General features: G+C 68.8%; 18 protein-coding genes. 8 read left to right on the top strand and 10 right to left on the bottom strand.

Going from position 1 to position 21,312, the window contains the following annotated elements; all coding sequences use genetic code 11:
• The first annotated feature begins 24 nt into the window (after nucleotides 1–24).
• Nucleotides 25–912, top strand: a complete 888-nt coding sequence (locus ACWIGI_RS17480) for an SGNH/GDSL hydrolase family protein (protein WP_454203432.1) — start codon at nucleotides 25–27, stop codon at nucleotides 910–912.
• 3 nt (nucleotides 913–915) lie between these two features.
• On the opposite strand, the gene ACWIGI_RS17475 is transcribed toward ACWIGI_RS17480, so the two are convergent.
• The gene (locus ACWIGI_RS17475) at nucleotides 916–2,316 is read right to left on the bottom strand and encodes an amidase (protein ID WP_454203655.1); all 1,401 of its coding nucleotides are present in this window, start codon (nucleotides 2,314–2,316) and stop codon (nucleotides 916–918) included.
• A gap of 491 nt (nucleotides 2,317–2,807) precedes the next feature.
• Between ACWIGI_RS17475 and ACWIGI_RS17470 the strand changes: the two genes are divergently transcribed.
• Nucleotides 2,808–3,077, top strand: a complete 270-nt coding sequence (locus ACWIGI_RS17470) for a hypothetical protein (RefSeq protein WP_454203431.1) — start codon at nucleotides 2,808–2,810, stop codon at nucleotides 3,075–3,077.
• Nucleotides 3,078–3,368: 291 nt separating this feature from the next.
• Entirely contained in the window at nucleotides 3,369–4,127 is a 759-nt protein-coding gene (locus ACWIGI_RS17465; protein ID WP_454203430.1) for a DUF6319 family protein, read from the top strand.
• Nucleotides 4,128–4,247: 120 nt separating this feature from the next.
• On the opposite strand, the gene ACWIGI_RS17460 is transcribed toward ACWIGI_RS17465, so the two are convergent.
• Both ACWIGI_RS17460 and ACWIGI_RS17455 read right to left on the bottom strand, forming a co-directional pair.
• Nucleotides 4,248–4,766, bottom strand: coding sequence for an excalibur calcium-binding domain-containing protein (locus ACWIGI_RS17460; protein WP_454203429.1), 519 nt, complete (start codon nucleotides 4,764–4,766; stop codon nucleotides 4,248–4,250).
• Between the two features lie 40 nt (nucleotides 4,767–4,806).
• Nucleotides 4,807–6,327: a diguanylate cyclase domain-containing protein gene (locus ACWIGI_RS17455; RefSeq protein WP_454203428.1), complete on the bottom strand. Its 1,521-nt coding sequence runs from the start codon at nucleotides 6,325–6,327 to the stop codon at nucleotides 4,807–4,809.
• Nucleotides 6,328–6,727: 400 nt separating this feature from the next.
• On the opposite strand from ACWIGI_RS17455, the gene galK reads away from it, so the two are divergent.
• The 4 genes from galK to ACWIGI_RS17435 all read left to right on the top strand — a co-directional run bounded on the left by galK (nucleotide 6,728) and on the right by ACWIGI_RS17435 (nucleotide 10,876).
• Nucleotides 6,728–7,840: a galactokinase gene (gene galK, locus ACWIGI_RS17450; RefSeq protein ID WP_454203427.1), complete on the top strand. Its 1,113-nt coding sequence runs from the start codon at nucleotides 6,728–6,730 to the stop codon at nucleotides 7,838–7,840.
• 349 nt (nucleotides 7,841–8,189) lie between these two features.
• Nucleotides 8,190–9,935, top strand: a complete 1,746-nt coding sequence (locus ACWIGI_RS17445) for a sodium:solute symporter family protein (RefSeq protein ID WP_454203426.1) — start codon at nucleotides 8,190–8,192, stop codon at nucleotides 9,933–9,935.
• A 13-nt stretch (nucleotides 9,936–9,948) separates the two neighbouring features.
• Nucleotides 9,949–10,194 (top strand): hypothetical protein, encoded by a 246-nt coding sequence (locus ACWIGI_RS17440; protein WP_454203425.1) that lies wholly within the window; start codon nucleotides 9,949–9,951, stop codon nucleotides 10,192–10,194.
• A gap of 247 nt (nucleotides 10,195–10,441) precedes the next feature.
• Nucleotides 10,442–10,876, top strand: coding sequence for a hypothetical protein (locus ACWIGI_RS17435; RefSeq protein WP_454203424.1), 435 nt, complete (start codon nucleotides 10,442–10,444; stop codon nucleotides 10,874–10,876).
• A 278-nt stretch (nucleotides 10,877–11,154) separates the two neighbouring features.
• Here ACWIGI_RS17435 and ACWIGI_RS17430 read toward each other — a convergent pair whose 3' ends face one another.
• The 6 genes from ACWIGI_RS17430 to ACWIGI_RS17405 all read right to left on the bottom strand — a co-directional run bounded on the left by ACWIGI_RS17430 (nucleotide 11,155) and on the right by ACWIGI_RS17405 (nucleotide 18,151).
• Nucleotides 11,155–11,373 (bottom strand): type II toxin-antitoxin system VapB family antitoxin, encoded by a 219-nt coding sequence (locus tag ACWIGI_RS17430; RefSeq protein WP_454203423.1) that lies wholly within the window; start codon nucleotides 11,371–11,373, stop codon nucleotides 11,155–11,157.
• Nucleotides 11,374–11,504: 131 nt separating this feature from the next.
• Nucleotides 11,505–12,209: a hypothetical protein gene (locus tag ACWIGI_RS17425; protein ID WP_454203422.1), complete on the bottom strand. Its 705-nt coding sequence runs from the start codon at nucleotides 12,207–12,209 to the stop codon at nucleotides 11,505–11,507.
• 180 nt (nucleotides 12,210–12,389) lie between these two features.
• Nucleotides 12,390–13,880 carry a PepSY-associated TM helix domain-containing protein gene (locus ACWIGI_RS17420; RefSeq protein WP_454203421.1) on the bottom strand — a complete coding sequence of 497 codons (1,491 nt, stop codon included), beginning with the start codon at nucleotides 13,878–13,880 and terminating at the stop codon, nucleotides 12,390–12,392.
• Between the two features lie 136 nt (nucleotides 13,881–14,016).
• On the bottom strand, nucleotides 14,017–14,595 hold the full coding sequence (locus ACWIGI_RS17415; RefSeq protein ID WP_454203420.1) for a hypothetical protein: 579 nt from the start codon (nucleotides 14,593–14,595) through the stop codon (nucleotides 14,017–14,019).
• 64 nt (nucleotides 14,596–14,659) lie between these two features.
• Nucleotides 14,660–16,318 carry an acyl-CoA synthetase gene (locus tag ACWIGI_RS17410; protein WP_454203419.1) on the bottom strand — a complete coding sequence of 553 codons (1,659 nt, stop codon included), beginning with the start codon at nucleotides 16,316–16,318 and terminating at the stop codon, nucleotides 14,660–14,662.
• 186 nt (nucleotides 16,319–16,504) lie between these two features.
• Nucleotides 16,505–18,151 carry an acyl-CoA synthetase gene (locus ACWIGI_RS17405; RefSeq protein ID WP_454203418.1) on the bottom strand — a complete coding sequence of 549 codons (1,647 nt, stop codon included), beginning with the start codon at nucleotides 18,149–18,151 and terminating at the stop codon, nucleotides 16,505–16,507.
• Between the two features lie 586 nt (nucleotides 18,152–18,737).
• Here ACWIGI_RS17405 and ACWIGI_RS17400 point away from each other — a divergent pair.
• On the top strand, nucleotides 18,738–19,550 hold the full coding sequence (locus ACWIGI_RS17400; RefSeq protein ID WP_454203417.1) for an SDR family oxidoreductase: 813 nt from the start codon (nucleotides 18,738–18,740) through the stop codon (nucleotides 19,548–19,550).
• Nucleotides 19,551–19,591: 41 nt separating this feature from the next.
• On the opposite strand, the gene ACWIGI_RS17395 is transcribed toward ACWIGI_RS17400, so the two are convergent.
• The gene (locus ACWIGI_RS17395) at nucleotides 19,592–21,061 is read right to left on the bottom strand and encodes an AIM24 family protein (protein WP_454203416.1); all 1,470 of its coding nucleotides are present in this window, start codon (nucleotides 21,059–21,061) and stop codon (nucleotides 19,592–19,594) included.
• Nucleotides 21,062–21,312: the final 251 nt, after the last annotated feature.

Raw genomic sequence — 21,312 nt, 5'->3', positions numbered from 1 at the left:
CCGGGCAGTCAGGGGAGACAGCCGATGAAATTCTCACGCGTCGTGCCGCTGCTCGCGGTTCTGCTCACCGCGGCGGTTCCGTTCTCGTCGGGGGGAGCCGCCGCCGCGCCGGGCGAGACCGGTCCGGCCTTCAACGAGTATGTGGCACTGGGTGATTCCTGGGCGGCCGATGCCACCCTGAGTCAGATCACCACGGTGTTCACGCCGTTGAACTGCGTCCAGAGCGCCCGCAACTACGCCAAACAGGTCGCCGCCGCGCTGGCCGTCCCGGTCTTTCGCGACGCCACCTGCGGCGGCGCGACCACCCACAACATGACCGCCCCGCAGTCGGGCAATCCACCGCAGTTCGACCGGCTGACCCCCACCACCGACCTGGTCACCATCGGCATCGGCGGCAACGACGCCGGGCTGGCCGAGACCGTGACCGATTGCGTCACACTGAATCCGGCCGTCTCGCCGTGCCTGAACACCCTGGTGGTCAACGGCGTCGACCAGATGTCGATCAATATCGCCGCCGCCGAACCGCGGGTCACGGCCACCATCCACGGGATTCGTGAACGCGCCCCGCACGCCCGCATCCTGCTGCTCGACTACTTCGAAGGCATCGGCCTCGAGGGCGGCTGCTTCCCGGAGATACCCATCTCGGACGCGGACGCGATCTGGCTCGGTACCAAGCTCCTGGAGATCGACGCGATGCTCGCCCGCGTCGCCGCCGCCACCGATGTGCAGTTCGTGAACACCTACGAGGGCAGCTCCGGCCACGACGCCTGCCAACCCGTCGGCACCCGCTGGGTGGAGGGTCTGGTGCCCTTCTCCGGCAGCCCCTTCGGCCTCGCGGTCCCGTTCCATCCCAATCAGCTCGGCGCCGACTACCAGGCCCGCCGCGTCCTCGAGGCGCTGGCCGCAGGCTGACCCCTACCGCTGCAGCACCGCCTCGACCTCGGTGGCCGCCATCAGCGCCAGGCGCTCGTTGCCCGGTGCGGCGATCACCTGAATCGACAGCGGCAGTGCGTCATCGGACAGCCCGACGGGGATGGACACGACCGGGCAGCCGGTCATGGTGACCGCGCGGCAGTGGTTCGGCAGGTCGTCCGCGTCCAGCAGCCGGTCGCCCACCAGCAGCAGGCCGTCCGGGTCGGCGGCGGGGCCCGCGGCGACCGGGAGCAGGACGACGTCGAACTCCTCGAACACTCGGAGTGCCCGTGCGCGTGCGTATTCCGCCGCACCCAACGCGGCCGCCACCGCGGCCGGGCTCGTCCGCAGCGACTCCCGGATGACGCGCAGGCTCCCGGGCTCGACCAGGTCTTCGACCCCCGCCGTGGCGGCCAGGTGGTCGACCAGCGGGTCTGCGGCCCGCAGGCGTTCGTAGTCGGGGAGGTGGTCGAAGATGCCCGGCGTATTCGTGACCTGGCCGCCGCATCGGAGAAGTCGCGTGGCGATCTCGACCATGAGCAGCTTCGTCGCCGAGCACACCGGACCGAGATGGCTGCCGTCGCTCCAGGCGTAGCGCAGCACCCGAATCCGGCAGCGCTCGTCGTCGATGGTCCCGGACAGCAGATCGAACGCGAGCCGCAGATCGCGGGCCGAGCGCGCCATGGGCCCGATGGTCTGCAGCAGCGCGCGCATCCCGGTCGGGCGCGCACCCGGCGTGTGACCCAGATCGCCTGCGGCGCCGGGCAATTGACCCGCTGCGGGCACGATCCCCGGCGTCGTCCGCAGCGCCGTCAGGCCCGTGCACTGCGCGGACCAGCGCAGCTCGCCACCGAGATCGACCCCGAGGCCGAGCGCCGCGCTGCCCGCAGCCAGTGCGGCCGCGATGCCGCCGGCCGAGTCGCCCGGCGTCGCCGCCGGATATCGGGGGTTCTCCGTCGCCCCGATGACGGGTCCGGCGCAGATGCCGCCGAAACCGAACTCCGGGCAGTTGGTCTTGCCCACCGGCACCGCGTCCGCGTCCAGCAGCCGCCGCACCGCGGGCGCGGTGACGGTGGGGATGTTGCCGGGCCGGTCACGATCACCGGCCCACGCCCGCGACCCCAGGGTGGCGGGCAGTCCCGCCACCGCGATCAGATCCACGACGGCGAGCGGCACGCCCGCGAGCGCGCCGAGCCGTTCGCCGCGCGCTCGGCGGGCATCGATGGCGGTCGCCGTCGCGACGGCCCGGTCCCAATCGCAGGAGAGGAAGGCGTTGCCCGAGAGTTCGGCGAACTCGCGCGCGTTCGTCACCGCGGCCACCGCGGTGCCGGCGCCGTTCCGCACCCCGGCGGCAATCGAGGTCGCGTCCGCGAACTCCGCGTTGTGGCGATTCAGCGGGGCCATGGTCACCCCGGCCATTGTCCACCACGGCCGGGGTACGTGAATCTCCCGCCGCCGCCGTGATTTGTGACGACGCGCACGCATGCCGGGCGTTGTCGTGATTGCATACAGGAGGATGATTTCGGTGCTGCGAAACAGGAGACGGCGGACTGCCGACGGTGAGTGGAAAGGTGGAGGCGATACCGCTGAACAGCGCGCGCCGGAAGAGTGAACAACGAATCTTCCTGTACGACACGCCTGGATCTGTATTCCACGACACGCTGTGTCGGTGGGGTAGTCTCTGCGCGCGGCTAATTAGCGGCAACAGCGGTGCGGGGGGCGGAAGTGCGCGGTGGAAAGGGAGATTCATGATCGCCCCCTGCCTGAGGCTCGTCGGTGTGGTGTGTGGACTGGCTGCTGTCCTGGCGGGTTGTGCCCGGTCCGGTCACACCGATGTGGGGAGGGTTGAGGCCGAAGTGGCCGATATGCCCGAGTCTCACAGAGATAAATCCGAAATGCAGCGCAGCGCGTTCGTCACCGGGTGCGGTGGCACGTCGGCGGGCTGGCAGGCGACCGCGGTGGTGAGCAACCGGGACGAGGTCGAGCACCGATATCTCGTGGTGATCAGTTTCATGACACCGGAGTCGACGGTATTGGATCGCACCAGCACCGAGGTCACCGTACCGGCGGGCGCGACTCACGAACTCATCACCGAGACCCGGCTCGATCCGGTCACCAGGCCGCAGTCGCTACGCTGCGTCCTGCGCGGTGTCGAACAGCTCTGACCAGCGCACGACCGGTCGCGACAACCGGGGCGGCGCCATCGATCGCCCGGGGTCGCCGTCGCGGAAAGTTGCGCGCGGGCAGCGCACAGCGCCTACGATCGGACCCGCCGGCCATGCTCGGTGGGCCGACCGAATCGCAATTGCTGAACGTTCACCAACCGGTGCGTTGGTAGCGGTGCGGATTCTCCGGATGTGGATTTGTCGGTGCCATGGGGCATGCTCTGTGCACGCAGATGTCCAATCGTCCGCCCGGAGAGCCCCATGTCGTCCCGTAGCACGAAACCACAGCCCTTGTCGGAGACCGAGATTCGGCAGATCGGCGAGCAGATCGATGCCGGCCGTCCGCCGATGGTGTGGTTCACGGCGGTGGCTGTCGGCGTACCGGAAGGCCGTTCCGGAAAGGTGATCTCGCTCGGTGATCCGTCCGAGGGAGATTTCCTGCAAGTGAAGCCGACCGGCTCGAAGGACGTGCTGTCCTTCGGCCCCACCGAGGTGACCCTGACCAAACCGGCCCGGCCCCAAGCCGCCGCCGGTGTGAAACAGAAAACGGCAACCAGGAAGGACCCCACAGTGACGATGCCGTCGACGGTGAGCGCGACCGCCACCCCGCCGAGCGTTCCGAGTGTCCAGAGCGTTCCGAGCACGCCGCCCGCCGCGAAACCCGATCTGCCGCAGGACGGCGCGGATACCGCCGCGGCGGGCTCCGGCGCCGAGGCCAAGAAGCCGGCGGCGCCCAAGCCGGCGCGCAACACAGCGGGCAGCGCGGCCGCCGCCCGCAAGCCCAAGGCGCCGGAGGTGACGGTCACCCTGAGCGGCACCGCCGACGGTGAGTGGACCCTCGACGTGGTCAACGGCAAGAAGCGCACGATCAAGGGCCTCTCGGTCCCGAGTTCGTCGGTCTCGCAGGCCGCCAAACTGCTGCACCCCGAGGTCGCCGAGGTGGTCGACGGGATCCTGGAGGCGGTCCGGCTGGCCCAGCGCGCCAAGGTCGAAGCCCTGCAGGCCGAGCTGGAGAACGCCCGTCGCCTGCTCGACGATTTAGCCGGCTGAGCGAGTTCCGCCGCACGCATTCCCCATCGCGCGATCGGGGCTCGGGACCGAGCCGCGCGCGGTGGGGATTTCGTGTTTCCGGGCCTCGAACGCGCCCGGATCGATCACACTCGACGCCTGTCAATCACAGGCGACGCCGTTGCCGTCGGGATCGAGCAGGTCGCTGAATCCCGGTGCGCCGCGCAGCAGCGGGGCCAGTCCGGCCCGTTCGATCTCGGCGCAGCTCGGGTAGTTGCCGGGCCGGAATCCCAGGCCGCGCATGAACGAATCGATGCCCTCGGCGATGTTCGGCCCCAGCTGGCCGAGTCGCCCGCCCGATCCGGTGCCGTAGGGCCCGGGGCCGGACCCAGGCCAGGTGCCCGGCGGTAGCCCGCCGAAACCGCCTGCGCCCGAACCGCTTCTGCTCGACCCGCTCGCGGACCCCGGATCGGCCGAGAGCGACGCCGAGCCGGTGCCGACGGCGATATCCCCGGCGCCGGTCGCGACTTGCGCGGGGAGCGTGGGGGTTTCGAGCTCCAGCGGCGCGGCCGCCGTGCCGCCCGCGCCCGCGCAAGCCAGGGCGGTCGCGCAGGCCAGGGCGGCGGTGAGCCTCGAGAGTCCGGTTCGCGCGGAGCGCGCGGTGGATGAGCGAAAGTGCATGGTTGACCCGAATATCCGTGCGGTGACAGCGATCGCGACGTCAGACCGCGGACTCCCGGCGCCAGGTGCGCGGGCCGGACTCCGGATGACCGTGCCTGAGATCGGCATGGAAAACGTACCCCAGCGAGTATTCCTTCGCGTGGTACATCGCCGAATCCGCTTCGCGCAGAAGCTCGTACACGGTGGTATCGGCGCCGCGCGGGCCGCTGCAGGCGATGCCGATGCTGGCGGCGATGCGGACCTCGGCCGCGCTGAGCTCGAACGGTTCGCCCAGTGCGGCCAGCAGCCGTTCGGCCAGCAGCAGCGCCTGCTGGCGTCCCAGCGGGGCCAGCACGACGAACTCGTCACCGCCGTACCGGGCGGCGGCGTCGTCGCGGCGAATGATGCGCCGGATGCGCGCGGCGGCGTTGGCAATGAGCTCGTCGCCGACCGCGTGGCCCCAGTTGTCGTTGACGCGTTTGAAGCCGTCCAGATCGATGAACAGCAGCGCCAGCGGCTGGTCACCCCATCTGTCCCGATTACGATGCAACGCCCGGAGCAGGGCGGCGCGGTTCAGGAGCCCGGTCAGCATGTCGTGATCGGCCTGGTATTGCGCGCGCCGTTCGCTCCGGGCGCTGCGTTCGATGGCGCGTTCACTGCGTAGCAGCACACCGGACAGCAGCAGGGCGAACAGCGACGAGACGACGACGCGGTCCATCATGTCCAGGCTGGACCCGACCACCGGCACGAGCGCCGCCACGATCATGGTGATGGCGATGATGCTGGCGCGCTGGCGGGAGCGGTGCGCGTGGATGTCGCGCGGGCCGCCCAGTACGACCATGCTCGGGTGCAGCGCCGCCGCGCCGATGAGCGTGTAGGCCAATTGCAGTGGCATGAGCAGCATCTGGCGGCTGGGATCGGCCGAACCGGCCGCTTCCAGGTTGTAGCCGAGATCGCCGGCGAGAATGGCGAGCAGGGCCAGATACACAAGGCGCAGTGAGGTTTCCGAGCGCGCGGAGGTCGCCACCGAGTGCGCCACCACGGTGAGCAGCAGCGCGTCGACCACCGGATAGACGCAGGCGGTGAGCGAGGTCAGGGTGAGCCCGCCCGCGGCGTGCAGGATGGGGGAGATGAGGAAGGTCCACGACAGCAGCAGCGCGCCCAGGCCGATCAGGCCGGAGTCCAGCAGCAGATCGTGATCGGTGCTGTTCTGGCGGGGGCGCAGCCACAGCACCGCGGCGGCGCCGATCAGGCAGTAGCCGCTGAGCAGGAACAGATCGTCGAAGGGGTGCCGCTGCCAGTCGGTGAGGGTGCGCAGCGCGGTGCCGACGGTGAATTGCACGGCCGAGGCGGACAGGAGATACCAGGGCAGCGGGTGGCGGGGTCTGAATCTGTGCACGCCCGCGCCGATCATGATGAGACTGAGGGTGACCGAGGCGAACAGCGTGCCGAGCGCCAGGGGCCGGGAGTCGCTGACCAGTGGCAGGAGCAGGATCAACAGTCCGCAGCCGAGTCCCATCGTGCGCCAGCAGATCCGGTGCCGCAGTCCGGACTGACCGGCCGGTTCTCCTTCTGGTGTCACCAGCCCCCCTCGTTCCGCTCCGTCCCCAGCAACGTGCCACCTGTAGATCAGCATCTTGCACACCAGGGCAACGACCGTCGAACTCATCGAGCGTGCTCGCGGACGTACCGAGCGGTGCTCGAGGGGCCTCGGCGACCGATAACCGAGTGGTGCTGTACGAGCATAGGTGCCAGCCGACGGCGGCCGTGTCCACGGGGGAGGGAGCGCTGCCATCGAGATCTGGGCAACCGCGTCGATCATTACACGAAAACCCGCGCTCTGTAGGCGAGTCCGCCGAACCCGCAGGATCGCGGTTCGCGAGACTCGCTATGCTGCCTGCCAATCGAACCGAACGGCCTGCACGACTCCGTGGACGGCTCTGCGGGCCGCCGGACCAACCCGAAGCGGAGCGGAGGGCACTGTGGGGACAGCGGCGGGGCGGTGGCACGCGCCCGGGCGGGTCAATCTCATCGGCGAGCACACCGATTACAACGACGGCTACGTCCTGCCGATGGCGCTGCCGCTCGGGGTGACCTGTACCGCCACGCTGCTGCCGGGACGGGTGGTGCGGTTGCGCTCGCGCCAGGCGCCGTGCGACGACATCGATGTGACGTTGGGGGATCTCGGGACCGGGGGCTGGTCCGAATTGCCCACCTGGGCACACTATCCGCTCGGCGTCGTCCGCGAGTTCGAGCGGCGCGGGCACGAGGTGCGCGGGATCGAGATCGATCTCGACGGGACCGTGCCGATGGGCGCGGGGCTGTCCTCCTCCGCGGCGCTGTCCTGCGCGGTGGCCATCACTCTGCGTGATCTGTTCGCGCCCGATGTGCCCGCCGCGGAGATCATCGATATCGCGCGCACCGCCGAGAACGTCTACGCCGGGGTGCCGACTGGCGTGCTCGATCAGTCCGCTTCGATGCTGTGCACCGCAGGGCACCTGCTGTTCCTGGACGTGCGCACCCAGGGGTACGAACAGATTCCGTTCGAGCTCGAGCGGTTCGGGCTGGAACTGCTGGTGTTCGATACCGGGAGCCCGCACCGGCTGGTGGACGGCGAGTACGCCGCGCGGCGGGCCGAATGTGCCGCCGCCGCTGAGGAACTGGACGTTCGGTTTTTGCGGGACGTCACCGATCTCGCGGTGGTCGAGCGCCTGGCGGATCCGCTCCTGCGCCGGCGCGCGCGGCACGTGGTCAGCGAGAACGCACGGGTGCTGCTGGTAGCCGAAAAATTGCGCGGCGGCGCCGATCCGCGCGTCACGGGCCCGATCCTGACGGCCGGGCACGTCTCGCTGCGTGACGATTTCGAGGTCTCCACGCCCGAATTGGACACCGCGGTGGACGCCGCGCTGCGGAGCGGGGCGCACGGTGCGCGCATGGTCGGCGGCGGCTTCGGCGGCAGCGTGATCGCCCTGGTCGATCGGGAGCGGTCCGCGGCGGTCACCGAGGCGGTGCGAGACGCGTTCGCGCGCATGGGATTCGACGCACCGCGTACGTTCGAGGTCACCCCGGCCCCGGGTGCGCACCGGCTCGAATAGGCCGCGTGCGCGGCGGCGAGGGCTTAACCTGAAACGGGAACCATCCACTCGCGATCCAGGAACGAGCGAGCCATGGACTGTCCGTAGTTCGGCGCCGTGCGGCGCACCCATTTCACAACGGAAACTGGCGAGCAACTACATCTTTGACGCCTGGCTACCTTGTTTACCAGGCGCTTTCCGATAGCCCTACGTGGCGTCGGCGATCCTCCCCGGCAATAGCGAACTCGCCGCTAGTATTGCCCGTCACGGTCCGGATCGTCGGCCGGGGAACCTTCGAGCAACAGTCGTGCTCGCGTCAGACCACAGTCGTGCCCGCGTCATTTCGAGCAGTGTTTCGACAGGAGAACGTATGCCGTTCGACGCCAGTGTGCCCGTCGACGTACTCGCGTACGCCGATGCCGTCGCCGCGGCGGGCAGCGGACTGCGCCTGGACGCCGATCCGATCGATTACGCGCTGATCGCACTGTATTTCGGTTTCGTGCTGGCCATCGGCTGGCTGGCGCGCCGGCAGGTGTCCTCGAGCCTGGACTTCTTCCTGTCCGGGCGCTCGCTGCCCGCGTGGGTGACGGGCCTGGCGTTCATCTCCGCCAACCTGGGCGCGGTCGAGATCATGGGTATGTCCGCCAACGGCGCGGAATACGGCATGCCGACCATGCACTACTTCTGGATCGGCGCGGTGCCGGCGATGCTGTTCCTGGGCATCGTGATGATGCCGTTCTACTACGGCTCCAAGGTGCGCAGCGTGCCGGAGTTCATGCTGCGGCGGTTCGGGCCCGGCGCACACCTGGTGAACGCGCTGAGTTTCGCGGTCGCGCAGGTGCTCATCGCCGGGGTGAACCTGTATCTGCTCGGTTCCATCGTGAACGTGCTGCTGGGCTGGCCGCTGTGGGTGTCGGTGGTGGTGGCCGCGGTGATCGTGCTGTCCTACATCACCCTGGGCGGGCTCTCGGCGGCCATCTACAACGAGGTGCTGCAGTTCTTCGTCATCGTGGCGGCGCTGCTGCCGCTCACGCTGGTCGGCCTGCACAAGGTGGGCGGCTGGGATGGGCTGCGCGGCAAGGTGATCGAGGGTCCGGGCGGGGCCGAGCAGTTGCAGGCGTGGCCGGGCAACGAGCTCACCGGGTTCACCAGCAACATCGCCTCGGTCATCGGGATCGTGTTCGGGCTCGGGTTCGTGCTCTCCTTCGGTTACTGGACAACCAATTTCGTGGAGGTGCAGCGGGCGCTGGCCACGCATTCCATCTCCGCCGCACGGCGCACGCCGATCATCGGCGCGTACCCGAAGATGTTCATTCCCTTCATCGTGGTCATCCCCGGCATGATCAGCGCGGTGCTGGTGCCGCAGATCGCGGAGTTCAAGGCCCAGGTGGCGGCGAATCCCGACTACGAGGGCGATGTCACCTACAACCAGGCCCTGCTCTATCTCATGAAGGACGTCCTGCCGAACGGGTTGCTCGGGGTGGGGCTGGCCGGGCTGCTCGCGGCGTTCATGGCCGGTATGGCGGCGAACATCTCGGCGTTCAACACCGTCTTCAGCTACGACCTGTGGCAGCGGTACGCGGTCAAGGATCGCGAGGACGGCTACTACCTGAAGGTCGGCCGCCTGGCCACGGTCGGCGCGACCGTGGCCGCGATCGGGACCGCGTTCATCGCGGGCAATTTCTCCAACATGATGGACTACCTGCAAACGCTGTTCAGCTTCTTCAACGCACCGCTGTTCGCCACCTTCATCCTGGGCATGTTCTGGAAGCGGATGACCCCCGCGGCGGGCTGGATCGGCCTGGTGAGCGGTACCGGCGCGGCGATCGCGGTCTTCCTCGCGAACAAGGCGGGCGTCTTCGAATTGTCCGGCCAGGGCGCGAGTTTCGTGGCCGCCGGGGTGGCCTTCGCCGTCGACATAGTCGTCAGCGTCGCGGTCACCCAGGTGACCCGCCCCAAGCCCGCCGCCGAACTGGTGGGCCTGGTCTACTCCGAGACCCCCGCCTCGGCCCGCACCGATCCGGACGCGGACACCCTGCCGTGGTACCAGCGCCCGGCCGTGCTGGCCGGGATCGCCTTCGTAATCGTCATCGCCCTCAACGTTTTCATCGGATAGGAAAGGCGCGTCAATGCTGTTCGATATCCGCACCATCGTCGGCGGGCTGCTCGCCTGCTACGGCGTGATCCTGATAGTCGTCGCCCTCAGCTACGACACCCAGTACCAGCGAGCGAAGACCGGCGGCATAGACATCAACCTCTGGGCAGGAATAGGAATGACCGCCGCCGCGGTCCTGTTCTTCGCCTGGGTCCGCCTCCGCCCCGTCCAGCCCTTGACCGGCTCCCCGGTCCCCGCCGACGAGGAAACGACCGACTAGCTCGGCGTGCGGAGGCACGTCTATTTCGTCGCAGAGGCGTGCGTAGCGGATCGTCGCCGGGCAGAATACTGGGTTCCTCTGGTGGACGCCGGGGATCTGGGGTCGGGACAGGGTGATGATCGAGGATTTGCGGCGTTTCGGGTCGGCCCAGGGGATCGAAGTACGGATTCGGTCGAGTGCTCGGGCGCGTGTGGGCCGCATCGTGCTCGGGGTCTGTACCGCGTTCGCTGCTGCGGGCGTGATTCTAGTGGGGCTCTTGGTCTTCCAGGCATGTTCGCCGGCATTCGCGGAGCACCGGCCCACGGAGGCCCGCCGAATCGCCGAGGCCGTCACGGTGGCCGGATTCACCCGGACCGCGGTCGCCGATCAGCACAACTACGACGAAGTGACCTTCGCGAGCGCGTGGTTCATCGGCCCCGCCCCGCGGCCGGATCCGTTCACGGCGGTGGTGATTCCGGGCATGGAGTTGTACCCGCTGACGCCCCCGATCGTGAATCAGTGGGAGACCATCGTCGCCCGGGGCAGGGGACCGGGTGCATGCGCGGCGTCGATCTGGTTCGCCACCGGATTCCCCTCGCCGGACGAGCGATCGAGCACACAGCTCACCGACGAGCAACTGGCGCTTGTGCGGTCGGGAGATCTGGTTCTGATTGTGGTGCACCTGTTCAACTGTGGGATGTGACAGGTGCCGGACCGGTCGCCTGCCGACGCCGTGGTGGGTGTGCATGAAGCGAGGCCGTGGCCACACGGGACCTACGGCCTCGCTACGGGTTTCGTGCGGAGACTACTTCGCCGGGGCCGTGAAGGGCTGGTTGCCGCGATCATCCCCTTGCTCAGATGAATTGCGGACAGAATCTTGCCGCCGGTGTGAACCATTCGACGCATCGAATTGCCGCGCAGGTCAGCCGATGTCGTGAATATTGTGCAGGCGGACCAATCCGGAGGTTCCCAGCAGATACATCACTCGGTCTTCTCCGCGTCATGCCTGCGCGCCGCATCGCCCACTGCACCCCAGCCGCGCGCCCGCTCGAAATGCCGCGTGATGTGTGCGGCCGGTTCCTGCTTGTCCGCGTAAAAGCGCAGCGCCAGGTTGACCACTTCATTCGTGGTCTCGGCCTTGGATAGGATCATCGCCCGTTCCAGCGCGTCGTCGTCGAGGTCGATCCGGGTAACCGTCATTTCGAGCCTCCACTGATGTTGGCTATGTACAAAGTCATACATCACCAACACTCCCAGGTCGGGGGGTGTAGAGCGCGGCGGTGGTCCAGGTGTTCCACCGCCGCGCATCAGGCAGCCGGACCTTGTGTCCGTTACTTCGCCGGGGCCGTGAAGGGCTGGTTGATCGTGGTGAAGTACTGGGCCGCGGCCAGGATCGCTACCGGGGCGGTGATGAAGATCTGGCCGGCCACGGTGCCGATGAAGCCGGTCGCGGCGGCGCCGATCAGGCAGCCGGCGAGGGGGCCCGCGCCGAACATCGTGGCCAGGGGGCCGGTCAGGGCCGCGCCGGCGATACCGCCGGCCACGCAGCCCAGGGCCGCGCCGCCGATGCCGCCCACCAGGGTGGCGATGCTGGCGCCGAGGGAGATGGTGCTGGTCATGCGGGACCAGGCGGCCACCTCGCGGTCGTACTCGGACTTCCAGGGTGCGGAGTTCTCGAACGGGAGGGCTACCGGCTTGTAGACCGCGTGGGCCATGTCGAGCTTGGGGGTCAGGGTCGCGGTGCGGCCGGTGATCTCGGCGGCGATCGGGAAGGCGAAATCGTCCACCTGAACGCTCAACTCGGTGCCCGCGACGGTGTCGCCGTTGGCGGCCTTGACCTTGAACACACCGTCCTCGACGACCAGCGAACCGGCGTCGGTGTTGATGACGGTGTGCGTCTCGGTGGTGGTGACGGCGTAGTTGATCGCGCCGTCCGTGTTCGCCTCGGCGGCGGGGGCCGCGTGGGCGGCACCCGCGCTGACGGCCAGCACGCTCGAGACGGCGGCGGCGGACAGGGCGAACATCTTGATCTTCATCAGGGTTATTCCTCGCGTCGTGTGCGGTCGGGTTCCGCAGTGCAGTGGTGACGATCCAGCGCGCCGGATCGTGACAGGGCGTCCGAATCCGGCGGCACGGCCGGAAGGCGGTGTCGCTGGGACGGATTCGGTTGTGAGTGTGTGAAAACCGCTGCCGGGCAGCGGATCAGAGGAACGGGATCAGGCGGCAGCGCGCCGGCGGGCTGCCAGGCCGACCAGCACGTCGAGCGCCAGGAACCCCAGCAGTGGAATGCCGAGCAGCGGCGCGAACCAGCCCACGACCGCGGCCGCGGCCACGAACGGAACCAGCACGACCAGCGGCGTCTGCCGCATGGCCCCGCGCCGCGGTGCCTTGCCGGCGCCGAGCTTCGTCTCCTTGGTCGGCCGGCGCCGCCACCACATGAGGTAGCCCCGCACGACCACGGTCAGCAGCGCGAGCATGGCCACCAGCAGGACCAGCTGATTGATCAGCCCGAACGTGACGCCCATGTGCAGCCCGATGCCGAGGTTCGTGGCCTGCGCCATGAGTGGCCAGTCCGAGAACCGCAGCACGTCGGTGACCACGCCGGTCTCGCCGTTCACCGCGACCGAATCCTGCGTGTAGACGAAGGGCCGCCGCAGTTCCTTGGCCACGAAGGCGGTGTTGTCCGCCGCCGGAATGCTGATCTCCAACGGCCCCTCGAGCCCGTTGGCCCGCGCCACCGCGTAGGCGGTGTCGGCCTGCGCGGCCTTGTTCGCCGCCGGCTTGGGCGCGGCCGGCTTACCGCCGTGATCGGCGTGATCGCCACCGGCGGCCGCGACCGGACCCGTTGTCCCGGGCAACTTCTGGTCGATCGCCGGAGTCATCCAGCTCAGTTCCTTGCGGAGATCGCCCACGTTCTCACCGGCGTACTTGGACCAGGTCATACCCGTCGCCGAGAGCAGCAGCACCACCGGCAGGACCCAGAGCCCCACGACCGCGTGCCAATTCAGCGTGCGCGCCCGCGGCTTGGAGCGGTCGACCCGCAGCAGCCAGCCCGCGGACCGGCGTTCGCGACGCGCCCGCACCCGGCGGTACCAGAGCACCAGGCCGGCCAGCGCGATGAGCCACAACCACGACGCGGCGATCTCGCTGTAGTAGCGCCCGACATCACCCAGGTGCAGATTGCGGTGCAGGGTGTCGATCCAGGTGCGCGTGGGCAACTGACCCGAACTGCCGTAGACCACGCTCACGCCCTGCGGCTGCGCGGTCACCGGGTCCACGAACACCGCGCGCCGCTCGGACTCGCCGAGCGAGGGATCGGTGAAGATCACCCGCGTGGTGTCGCCGACGTTCTGCGCGGGCGCGACCGCCGCCAGCGACAGGTCCGGAACCTGGGCGGTGGCCGCCGCGATCTGCTCGGCGAGCGGCTTGGGCGTACCGGTCGAATCGGTGTGCAGCAGCCCGCGATCGACGAAATTCTCGATCTGCGGCGCGATCGCGTACAGCGCACCGGTGATCACCGCGATCAGAATGAACGGCGCCACGAAGACGCCGGCATAGAAATGCAGTCGCAGCATGAGCGCCTGAAAGGCGTTGCCCGCGCCGCGTTTGGTGGAGCCGGTCGACGGCGTTGATTCCGCCGCCCCCGGCTTTCGAGCAGGGGAGGGTGGCGATGCCGAGGAATCGACACCGCTTTCTGTGATTGTCACGAGCGGTCTTTCGTTCGAGGAAAGCCCCCGGGGTCGCCGAATACGGCGCCGGCCGTCGCCGAATACGGCGACGCCGCACGGAATACAGAACCGTGCGTACGGGGGAACGGGGACTCGGTGAGCCCCGGAAAAGGAATCAGCCTCGAACGAAGGCGGGTGGTCCGCGCGTGCGGAAGGCATCGGCCGCGAGCACCCGCAGCACGACCCGGTCGCGATGCGCGATGGGCAGCGCGGCGGGCCCGGACAGCACCGGCAGCGCGATCGGAACCGGCAGCGCCCAGTGCAATACGGTGCTGACGATCCGGTACGCGGCCTCCGCGCCCAGAATCACCACCGCCGCGACGCAGGCGGCGCTCAGGTGCGCGGCCAGCATGGCCGGACTCCAGACCGATGCCTGGTGATGGGAGTGGTGCCCGCCGCTACCCGGCGAACCCCACAGCATGGCGAAGTGCCCGAGCAGTTGCCCGCCCAGCAGCGCCACGACGAGCCCGAGCCGCGTGGTGCGCAGCACGCCGATCCCGGCGACCAGCGCACCCACCGCGGCGGAGGCGGCGACCAGCAAGCTCAGCGCACCCGATTCCAGGGGCGCGGCCCCCGAGATCCAGCCGTGCGCGGCGACCGCGAGCGCCCCGGAAATCGAACCGGCCGACCCACCGCGCAACATCGCCGCATCACTGCGGATATGCGCCGAGGACCGGCCGGACACGAAACTCACGTGCTGATGATAACCGAGACCGCCAGGCCGATTTCCCGGCCTTTCATTCCGATTCCATTCGGAATCATTCTGAAGGGACGGACATTTCGATAAGGGGCTTGCGCAGCAACTTTCCGGTCGCGTTGCGCGGCAGCTCATCGAGGAAGATCACCTCGCGCGGCACCTTGTAGCGCGCCAGGTTCGCCTTCACGTACTCCTTGATCTCCTGGGCGTCGCGGGTGGAATCCGGACCCGGCACCACGATCGCCCGCAACCGCTTGCCGAACTCGCGGTCGTCGACGCCGACCACCGCGGCCTCGAACACGTCCGGGCGGTTGGAGATCAGGTTCTCCACCTCCTGGGGGAAGACGTTCTCGCCGCCGGAGACGATCATGTCGTCGTCGCGGCCGTCGATGAACAGCAGGCCCTCGTCGTCGAAATGCCCGACGTCGCCGCTGGAGATGAGCCCGTCGACGCTCTCCTTGGTGCGGCCGTCGGTGTACTGCTTGAACGAGTGGCTGTTCTCGATGAAGATCGTGCCGGTCACGTTCGGCGCGGTGATCCGCTTGCGGTTCTCGTCGTAGAGCGCGAGGCGAATGCCGACCGGGGAACGGCCCGCGGTGGTCGGATTCTTGCGCAACTCCTTCGGGGTGGCCACGGTGATGACCGCGCACTCGGTGGAGCCGTACAGGTTGTAGAGCGAGTCGCCGAAGTAGTCCAGCGCGCGGGTCACCACGTCCGGCGGGATGGACGAGCCGGCGGCGAACAGCACGCGCAGGGTCTCGGACGGCTTGTACTTGGCGAGGGTCTCCGGCGGCAGGTCCAGGATGCGCTGGATCATGGTCGGCACCACGGTCAGACCCTGGGCGCGGTACTTCTGGATGTTGGCCAGCGTGGCCTCGGGGTCGAAACGCCGCTGCTGGAACACCACTCGGTTGCCCAGGGCGATGGAGATGGTGAACTGCGACAGGCCGGTGGCGTGGAAGATCGGCGCGGCCATGACGACGGTGCTGTTGCGCGGCAGCGGAATCCGGTCCAGGAACTGCGCGGTGATGAACGGGCTCACCTTGTCGCGCGGCGCGCCCTTGGGGGTGCCGGTGGTGCCGGAGGTCAGAATGACCATGCCGCCCGGCTTCTCGGGCGGGGTCAGCGGCGCGGTGGACTGCCCCTGCGCCAGCGACTCCAGGGTCGGAATGGCGGGATCGGCGTTGTCCTTCTCGTCGACCCAGGTCAGGACGCGCGGGATCTCCTCCGGAATCGCGCTCATGAGGTCGAAGAACTCGCTGTCGTGCAGCACCGCCTTGACCTTCTCGCGCGCGGTCACGTCGGCGAACTGCGGCTTGGCGAAACCGGTGTTCATGAGCACCGTGCGCACGCCCAGCTTGCCGGCGGCGACCAGGGTCAGCACCATGCCGCGGTGATCACGAGCCAGCACGCCGATGACGTCGCCGGGCTCGATGCCGCGCGCGGCCAGGCCGCGGGCGATCGCGCTGGACTGCTTGTCCAGCTGCTCGAAGGTCATCTCCCCGCGCTCGTCGACGATCGCCGCGGACTTCGGGTTGGTCGTCGCGCCGTGGATCAGCGCACCGGCGAAGGGTCCGAACTTGGCGATATTGAGGGCCGACTTCACCGCGTGATCCAGGCGCAAAGGATTGACCAATCCGCCGCGGACCATGGCGTTGATGCTCAGCGCCGCGTCCCCCGCCTTCCGGAAAACCGTGCCTGCCGATAGGGCTGATGACATGGGTACAACCTTCCGCGATCCCCTGCCGGACGAGTCGGCAGTCGGAGCGCAACCTCGATATCCAGTACGTGCTAACCCTAGCAAGCAGTGAGCGTCTCGATGTGTCCGAGGTCTCTGTTACTTAAGGTATCGAATATTCTTCCCGGGACCGTGGCCGGGATTACGCCGCGAGCGTGATCGCCGGATTCAGATCCGGTACTCGATCAATGTCTTGCGCAGCAGTTTGCCGGTGGCATTGCGCGGCAGTTCATCGAGAAAAACCACGTCCCTGGGCACCTTGTAGCGAGCCAGGGTGTTCTTGACATGGAGCTTGATCTCGTCGGCGTCGGGTTTCTCGCCCGGCTCCGGAACGATGAACGCGCGCAGCCGCTTGCCGAATTCCACGTCGTCGACCCCGACCACCGCCGCGTCGAAGACATCGGCGCGCTCCAGCAGCAGATTCTCCACTTCCTGGGGGAAGACGTTCTCGCCGCCGGACACGATCATGTCGTCGTCGCGCCCGTCCACGAACAGCAGACCGTTGTCGTCGAAATGCCCGACGTCCCCGCTGGACATATAGCCGTCGATGATCTCCTTGTGCCGCCCGTCGGTATAACCCTTGAACGGCGATCCGGAGCGAATGAATATGCGGCCCTTGACATTCTTGGCCAGCACGCGCTTGCCCGCGTCGTCGAAGAGCACCACTTCGCAGGTGGTGGGGGAGCGCCCCGCGGTGCCGGGCGCCACGGCCAATTCCTCCGGGCGCGCGACGGTCGCGACCGCGCATTCGGTGGACCCGTACAGGTTGTAGAGCACCGGGCCGAACACCTCGGCGGTGCGCACGCTCAGCTCCGGGGACAGCGCGGACCCCGCGATGACGATGCCCTTCAGCGAGGAGGTGTCGTACTTCGCGCGAATCGCGGGATCGAGTTCCACCATGCGATGGAGCATGGTCGGCACCGCGACCATGAAGTCGGCCCGATGTTCGGCGATCAGGCGCAGCGTGCGCTCGGCGTCGAAGCGGCGGCTGGTGACCACCTTGTTCCCGAAGGCCACCCCGACCAGCCAGGTCCCGAAGCCGGTGGAGTGGAAGATCGGCGAAACGATGATCATGGTCCCGCCCTGCGGGAAGTCGATCCGGTCGACCATCTGCACGGTGGACAGCGGCCCGGTGCGATCGCGGGGGGCGCCCTTGGGCAGGCCGGTGGTGCCGCTGGTGAGGATGATGAAGCCGCCGGGCTTCTTGGGCGCGGGCAGCGGCGTCTGCGCGTTGGCGCCGATCATCGCGTCGAGAGTGGTTGCCCCCGAGGGGATTTCGTCACCCTCGTCGACCCAGGTCAGCACCCGCGGCAGCTCCGGCGGCAGCGCGTCGAGCAGGCCGAGGAACTCGGAGTCGTGCAGGACGACCTTGACGTTCTCGCGTTCGCACACCGCCGCGAACTGCGGCTTGGCGAATCCGGTGTTCATCAGGGCCAGCCGTGCGCCCAGTTTGCCGAGCGCGGCCATGGTCAGCAGTAGTCCGCGATGATCGCGGGCCAGGACGCCGACCACGGTGCCGGGTTTGACGTCCATGCGCTGCAGGCCGCGGGCCAGGGCATCGGACTGCCGGTCGAGTTCGCCGTAGGTGAGCTCCCCGCGTTCGTCGGCGACCGCCGGACGCTCGGGGAAGAGCCGGCCCGCGCGCCGCACCGCCGTCGCGGGCGGGCCGAAAACCTTTGACTCCCTGATGGTTCGGAGCATCTCCGCCGGATCGCGCGGATTGCTCAGCCCCAGTTCTCGGAGCCGTCCGAGTCCGCGCACCGCCTCGGCGGCATGGGTGACGCGCTCGCGTGCGGAGTGCAGGACCGAGGCCATGGGGACCACCTCCGGAAGATGTTCCGCCGCGCGCCCGGCGGCGGGTTATCGCCACGGTAGCAGTGCGGTGTGACCTGCATTACACAAATTCGGTCACTTCGGACATTTGCCGATGATGCGCACATCGACCGCCCGTCTTCATCTCCGCGACACCTGCCGGACACTCGCGCCGGTAAGAGTGCGGTGTCCCACTTTCGGGACGACACGGCTACCACTTGATGAGGTTTTTCCATGGAGTTGCTCGCGGTTCTCGCCAACATCGTTACGACCCTGCTCAGCGCGGCGAGCGGCAGCGCGTCCCTGTAGCGGTGATCGACGATGGCCCGCGGGAGACCTCTCCGCGGGCCATCGTCGTATCCGTCACCCGTTCGTCGCGCGGACGACGGCCCGTCGCCGGACTGCGCGAAGATCTCCGCGCGGTGCGGCGATGGGCCGTGCGGAGGTCTCGCGCGGTGCTGGCGTGCGTAGTCGCGGGTTCTCCCGGTGGCTTGCGGTGCGGCCGGGTGGCGGGCCCGTCCGGGCGTTTCGTTCGAGCTGTTCGGGGTGAATCGCCGCGAGGTGTGCTTGCCGGCCGGAAAATGGCTGGATGACAGAGCTATTCGACTACTCGGGCCGCACTGTTTTCGTGGCCGGTGGCACCAGCGGCATCAATCTGGAGGTGGCACGGGCCTTCGCCCGCGCCGGAGCGAGCGTGGCGGTGCTGTCCCGCAACCGCGACAGGGTCGACGCCGCGGTGGAGGAGTTGGCCGAATACGGCGGCTGGGCCATGGGTTTCGCCGCGGACGTGCGCGACTACGAGGCGGTGGCCGCCGCCCTGACCGCCGCGCGCGAGCAATTCGGCTATATCGACGTCCTGGTCTCCGGTGCGGCCGGGAACTTTCCCGCCGCCGCCGCGGACATGTCCGCGCGGGCCTTCGCGGCCGTGGTGGATATCGACCTCAAAGGCACCTACAACGTGCTGCGCGCCGCCTACGAGCATCTGCGCAAACCCGGCGCGGCCGTCATCAACATCTCCGCGCCGCAATCGAGTATCGCGATGGAGTGGCAGGCGCACGCCTGTGCGGCCAAAGCGGGCGTGGACATGGTGACCAGGGTGTGCGCGCTGGAGTGGGGAGCGGCCGGGGTGCGGGTGAACGCCGTTGCCCCCGGCCCGATTACCGGCACCGAGGGGATGGCGCGGCTGGCGCCGACGCCCGAACTCGAACAGGTCGTCACCGATTCGGTTCCGCTCGGCCGTTTCGGCAACGCGTCCGAGATCGCCGACAGCTGCCTGTGGCTCGGTTCGCCCATGGCCACCTACATCACCGGCGCGGTGATCCCGGTGGACGGCGGCTGGTCGCTCGGCGGCGCGTCCCAGCTGTTCGCGGGCGTGCGCAAGATGTTCACGGACACGCCGTGACCGGCCCGGCCGCGCGATCGTGAACGAGCCGATGCCGCGCGCTATCCCAGGATGCCGCCGAGCATGCCGCCGCTCTGGCCGGACTGCTGCCCGCCGCCGGTACCGCCGAGCAGCCCGCCCGGCGGCAGCTCCGAGGGCTGCACGATGACGAATCCGCGCCCGGAGAACGACAGCGTGATGCCCTCCCCGGTGCTGCGGCCCATGAGCCTGCTGAACCCGAACGAGTCGTTGCGCTTGATGCCGGTGTGCAGGCTCGACGACCAGGCCACCGCCGCCTGCGGATCCGCGTACGTCGGCTGATCGACCTGCAACACCACCGGCGACCCGTGCGTGGTGATGGCGATCCGCCCGCGGCCGGTGAAGACGCAGTTGAAAAGCCCGGCGTTGCTGGCGTATCCGGCCGCGCCCTCCACCCGCCGGATGTTGTAGCTCAGCGACGGTTCGAAGGCCAGCACGTTGGAGCCGTTGATGGTGAGCCCGTCCGAGCCGTCCAGGTCCACTGTGTGCACGTCGGAGGCGGAGTCGGCCAGGAACAGATCCCCGCGCCCGGTGACCTTCATGAGCGGGACGCCCTCGCCGGTCAGGCGCTGCTGGATCGCGCGCCCGATGCCGCCCGAGCCGAGCGCCTTGAACTGCAGATCACCCTGGTAGGCCACCATCGAACCGGCGCGCGCCATGACTTCGCCGTTGACCGCGACCCGAATCATCTTGCCGCCCTGCTTCTGAATGCCCGCACCCCCGACCTCGGCATGACGGGGATCGAAGAGATCGCTCTGCATGGCGTTGGCTCCTTGCTGATATGCGGATGCGGGCGCCGGACGGGCCGGGGCGGGTGCGGGATACGCCGGGGGCTGCGGCGGTGCGTACGCCGGGGGCTGGGAATACGGCGGTGGCTGCGGGGCCGCCGGCGGCGAATGCTGTTGCTGTGCGGGAGCATTCGGCGGCTGGTAGCCGCTCGGCGGCAGGTAGGTGCCGGGCAGCGCGGGTGGTGCGGGCGGCGCGACGGGTTCGGGCTCGTCGTCGATGTTCACCCCGAACGCCGAGGCGATGCCCGCGAGCCCGTCGTCGTAGCCCTGCCCGACCGCGCGCACCTTCCACGCACCGGCCCGCCGGTAGATCTCGACGCACACCACGGCCGACTCGGTGGTCAGTCCGGTGGTGGGGAAACTCAAAGTGCCGGAATCGGATCCGATGGTCGCGGTGAGCGGCCCGGCCGCGGCGAAGGTGGGCGGACCGCTGCCGTCCAGGCTGGCGGTGATCACCACGCGCTCGACGTCCGGGGGCAACGCGCCGGTCTGCACGTCGACCATGTCGCCCGCGCCGCGCCCGTGGCGGTACGTCACCCCCGGGCCCGCCGGTTGATTGAAGAAGACGAAGTCCGCGTCCGAGCGGACCTTTCCGTTGCCGCCCAGCAGCAGTGCGGAGACATCCACCCCGGCGGCGCTGGTGACGGTGATCGTCATGCGCTCCCCGGGCGCGGGCCGGTTCTCACCGCGCGCCAGCACACTCATGACCAACCGCCCAGTTCAGAAACCCGCCCCAACGAATTCGGTGTCACAGTCCCGAGTGTGCCCCGCCCTCCGGCGGCCCGCAAAGTATCCACTCCGAGGGCGTGCCGAAATGCCCGCCGACCGAGTCGGCGGACGGTCTCGCCGGTCATGCCGGATTGCCGTGCCCGGCACGGCAGGTCGCCCGTCCGTAAGCGGCCGGACGGCGACCCGGGCGACGGCCGCGTGGGCCCCCCCCCCGGGGGGGGACGGGC

The organism is Nocardia sp. NPDC055321 (assembly GCF_053645575.1).
Note: the sequence above shows the minus strand (reverse complement) of the source record. Positions and strands in the feature narration are given on the sequence as shown.